The 5,000-nt window shown below is 53.0% G+C and carries 2 tRNA genes and 2 rRNA genes (1 of these 4 running past the window's edge); all 4 read left to right on the forward strand.

The features are described from left to right. The first annotated feature begins 401 nt into the window (after nucleotides 1-401). Nucleotides 402-1,884, forward strand: a 16S ribosomal RNA gene (locus EPK99_RS25135). Between the two features lie 371 nt (nucleotides 1,885-2,255). Further along, nucleotides 2,256-2,332: transfer RNA gene (locus EPK99_RS25140), tRNA-Ile, on the forward strand. Between the two features lie 149 nt (nucleotides 2,333-2,481). After that, a tRNA-Ala gene (locus tag EPK99_RS25145) sits at nucleotides 2,482-2,557 on the forward strand. A gap of 618 nt (nucleotides 2,558-3,175) precedes the next feature. Next, nucleotides 3,176-5,000 (forward strand): 23S ribosomal RNA (locus EPK99_RS25150) (it continues 1,220 nt past the right edge of the window). Together the 16S and 23S rRNA genes with 2 tRNA genes alongside form the textbook arrangement of a ribosomal RNA operon.

Below are 5,000 nucleotides of genomic sequence, written 5' to 3' on the forward strand. Positions count from 1 at the left end.
CGCTGCTAGCGACGAAGTTCTTCGTTCTGAAGAAATCCAAGAGAGATTGGCATTTTGCTGATGGGCCGGTTTTAACGGTTGGGTCCTGGATTGAAGACGTGTCTGTCATAGTTTGACGATGTGTCGGTTATTTGACAATTGAATATGAGAAGAAAGAGAAACGTGGTCGGCGGTTTTCCGCGGACGGATCTTTAGGGGTCTGTCTTTAGAAGACAAAGTGACGGTCACGTTTTGACAAGAGAACACCTTGTTTCTTTTTGGTCTCTTTGGTTCTTGCGCTTTCGGGTGTTTGGATTGGGGGATCGGCTGGTTATCCTGCTGTGAAGCGGATGATTGGTTTGAGAGACATTAGTGAGTTCTCGTCGATTCAGAACGAGTGATTTAGTCACGGATTGGATTCTCAACTTGAGAGTTTGATCCTGGCTCAGAACGAACGCTGGCGGCAGGCTTAACACATGCAAGTCGAGCGCCTTGGCAACAAGGAGCGGCAGACGGGTGAGTAACGCGTGGGAATCTACCCAACCCTACGGAACAACTCCGGGAAACTGGAGCTAATACCGTATACGCCCTTATGGGGAAAGATTTATCGGGGATGGATGAGCCCGCGTTGGATTAGCTAGTTGGTGGGGTAAAGGCCTACCAAGGCGACGATCCATAGCTGGTCTGAGAGGATGATCAGCCACATTGGGACTGAGACACGGCCCAAACTCCTACGGGAGGCAGCAGTGGGGAATATTGGACAATGGGCGCAAGCCTGATCCAGCCATGCCGCGTGTGTGATGAAGGCCTTAGGGTTGTAAAGCACTTTCACCGGAGAAGATAATGACGGTATCCGGAGAAGAAGCCCCGGCTAACTTCGTGCCAGCAGCCGCGGTAATACGAAGGGGGCTAGCGTTGTTCGGAATTACTGGGCGTAAAGCGCACGTAGGCGGATATTTAAGTCAGGGGTGAAATCCCAGAGCTCAACTCTGGAACTGCCTTTGATACTGGGTATCTTGAGTATGGAAGAGGTAAGTGGAATTGCGAGTGTAGAGGTGAAATTCGTAGATATTCGCAGGAACACCAGTGGCGAAGGCGGCTTACTGGTCCATAACTGACGCTGAGGTGCGAAAGCGTGGGGAGCAAACAGGATTAGATACCCTGGTAGTCCACGCCGTAAACGATGAATGTTAGCCGTCGGCAAGTTTACTTGTCGGTGGCGCAGCTAACGCATTAAACATTCCGCCTGGGGAGTACGGTCGCAAGATTAAAACTCAAAGGAATTGACGGGGGCCCGCACAAGCGGTGGAGCATGTGGTTTAATTCGAAGCAACGCGCAGAACCTTACCAGCCCTTGACATCCCATGACCGGTAGAGAGATTTACCTTTCCCTTCGGGGACATGGAGACAGGTGCTGCATGGCTGTCGTCAGCTCGTGTCGTGAGATGTTGGGTTAAGTCCCGCAACGAGCGCAACCCTCGCCCTTAGTTGCCAGCATTCAGTTGGGCACTCTAAGGGGACTGCCGGTGATAAGCCGAGAGGAAGGTGGGGATGACGTCAAGTCCTCATGGCCCTTACGGGCTGGGCTACACACGTGCTACAATGGTGGTGACAGTGGGCAGCGAAGGAGCGATCCCGAGCTAATCTCCAAAAGCCATCTCAGTTCGGATTGCACTCTGCAACTCGAGTGCATGAAGTTGGAATCGCTAGTAATCGCGGATCAGCACGCCGCGGTGAATACGTTCCCGGGCCTTGTACACACCGCCCGTCACACCATGGGAGTTGGTTTTACCCGAAGGTAGTGCGCTAACCGCAAGGAGGCAGCTAACCACGGTAGGGTCAGCGACTGGGGTGAAGTCGTAACAAGGTAGCCGTAGGGGAACCTGCGGCTGGATCACCTCCTTTCTAAGGAAGCCTGGAATGGCAAGACGACCGGCTGACATCTTCGGATGTTCCCCGGTATGAGCTTTCCTTATGCTTTTTAGAACATAGATCGGACCAGTCAGGTCACGATCGCAAACGCAATACGCCGACGGTGGCCTGTTCATTCAGGCCTTACGCTTTCGGTATGGCGGATACCGCCGACTACGTTTCTCTTTCTTCAAAAGGATATTGAACCATTTGGTTTGCGTGTTCCTTTGCGCTCACGGGCCGTTCGCACCTTCGGTGCTGCCCTGCGCGAGGCGCGCCGGACGTCCGGCGACGGACTATCGTCCTGTATGGGTGGACTGATCTTGAAGCTTTTGGCTTTGGTTGGTGTGCCGATACATCGAGATGGGCCCGTAGCTCAGTTGGTTAGAGCACACGCTTGATAAGCGTGGGGTCGGTAGTTCGAGTCTACCCGGGCCCACCATATATTGTCCTGGCGCATGTATGGGTCTTTACGACCCTTATGCTCCGGACGGGCCGGCCAGCGATGGCCGACGGACTATCGTCCTTTATCGGAGATCAATGGTTTTAAGCTGATCCTGACGGCAAGTACGTCAGGTGTTTGTGATGGTTGGGGCTGTAGCTCAGCTGGGAGAGCACCTGCTTTGCAAGCAGGGGGTCAGCGGTTCGATCCCGCTCAGCTCCACCAATACACATTGGTGTCGAGACGAGTGTCGGAACACATATCCTTTGAAGAAATAAAAGTTTGCACGACGCGATCAGCGTTTGTGCCTGTTATGCAAAAATCGTGAAGAGAAGATTGATCTGGAGGCTTCCAGGTATGGATTACCGATAAGGTGGTTCATGTCCGATGCCGGTTCCAATGATGTCGTCGATGGCCTAGCCGGCCGGATACGAAAGAGGGATCGGAAGAGGTAGGAAGCTTGTCACTCTGGTCGTTCTGTTGTTGATCCCCAAGCTTTTGGTAGGCCGCCCCTTAATCAGGACAGCGTCCGTCGCCAATCGTCTGGCGCCCCCGCGAAGAGCGGACCGCAAGGTCCGAACAAGCGTGAGCGAAAAGGGTCTCTGACAGGATACTGATGTCCGGTTGCTAACCGCACGGACCCGGATTTAATCTCGAGAAGCTGGTCTTAAAGACCAGGCGCAAGTGAACCGCTCGGCGTGGTTCCAATAAAGCGTCCTGGTCGAACACGTCGATGGCATTGTTAGAAAGCGCGGGTTGTAAAAGGTAGCCTGCGCATGCTGGTTCTGCAGACTTTAGGGTTTGTCCGATCCAGCAAAGATGATGAGCATAGGCAATGAGAACGATTAAGTGTCGTAAGGGCATTTGGTGGATGCCTTGGCATGCACAGGCGAAGAAGGACGTGATACGCTGCGATAAGCCGTGGGGAGCTGCGAATGAGCTTTGATCCATGGATCTCCGAATGGGGCAACCCACCTTAGATATCTAGAAAATCATTCCTGTCGGAATGATCTTCCAGAATGTGTTTGATCTCACGTGCCGTACGCAAGTCTTTGACTTGCTGGCACTGCGATTGCGCGCTGCACGAGCAGCGACGGCCTCTGGCCTGTATGGGTGGCATGCTCAAGCTTTGAGTGTGACAGCAGTACAGCGCAGAGCGCGTCGCCAATTGTTTGGCGCCCTGTCTGGAGCGCGGCATCCGAAGGATGCGACAGCGTGAAGACGAAACAGAGCTGGAGGTTGTCCGCAAGGACGACCGGAATGGTTTCTAGATATCAACAATAAGGTATCTAACTCTGAATACATAGGGGTTAGAAGCGAACTCAGGGAACTGAAACATCTAAGTACCTGAAGGAAAGGACATCAACCGAGACTCCGTAAGTAGTGGCGAGCGAACACGGACCAGGCCAGTGGCAATGCTGAATAAAGCCGAACGAGTTGGAAAGCTCGACGATAGTGGGTGATAGTCCCGTAGGCGTAGAACAGGCATTGTCCTAGAGTAGGGCGGGACACGAGAAATCCTGTCTGAACATGGGGAGACCACTCTCCAAGCCTAAGTACTCGTGCATGACCGATAGCGAACAAGTACCGTGAGGGAAAGGTGAAAAGCACCCCGACAAGGGGAGTGAAATAGAACCTGAAACCGGATGCCTACAAGCAGTCGGAGGGCGCAAGCCTGACGGCGTACCTTTTGTATAATGGGTCAACGACTTAGTGTAACTAGCAAGCTTAAGCCGGTAGGTGTAGGCGCAGCGAAAGCGAGTCTGAACAGGGCGATTGAGTTAGTTGCATTAGACCCGAAACCGAGTGATCTAGCCATGAGCAGGCTGAAGGTTGGGTAACACCAACTGGAGGGCCGAACCCGCATCTGTTGCAATAGATTGGGATGACTTGTGGCTAGGGGTGAAAGGCCAATCAAACTCGGAAATAGCTGGTTCTCCGCGAAATCTATTTAGGTAGAGCGTCGAGCGAATACCCCAGGGGGTAGAGCACTGGATGGGCTATGGGGACTCACCGTCTTACTGATCCTAACCAAACTCCGAATACCTGGGAGTACTACTCGGCAGACACACGGCGGGTGCTAACGTCCGTCGTGAAGAGGGCAACAACCCTGACCTCCAGCTAAGGTCCCCAAGTCATGGCTAAGTGGGAAAGGATGTGAGGATCCCAAAACAACCAGGATGTTGGCTTAGAAGCAGCCATCATTTAAAGAAAGCGTAACAGCTCACTGGTCTAAATAAGGGTCTTTGCGCCGAAAATGTAACGGGGCTAAAGCCATGCACCGAAGCTGAGGATACATACGCAAGTATGTGTGGTAGCGGAGCGTTCCGTAAGTCTGTGAAGGCGGACCCGTGAGGGCTGCTGGAGATATCGGAAGTGCGAATGTTGACATGAGTAACGATAAAGGGGGTGAGAGACCCCCTCGCCGAAAGACCAAGGGTTCCTGCTTAAAGTTAATCTGAGCAGGGTTAGCCGGCCCCTAAGGCGAGGCAGAAATGCGTAGTCGATGGGAACCACGTTAATATTCGTGGGCCTGGTGGTAGTGACGGATTGCGTAACTTGTTCATTCTTATTGGATTGGATGGGCGAGGAAGCGGTTCCAGGAAATAGCTCCACCGTATAGACCGTACCCGAAACCGACACAGGTGGTCAGGTAGAGCATACCAAG

The organism is Neorhizobium lilium (assembly GCF_004053875.1).
Classification (GTDB): domain Bacteria; phylum Pseudomonadota; class Alphaproteobacteria; order Rhizobiales; family Rhizobiaceae; genus Neorhizobium; species Neorhizobium lilii.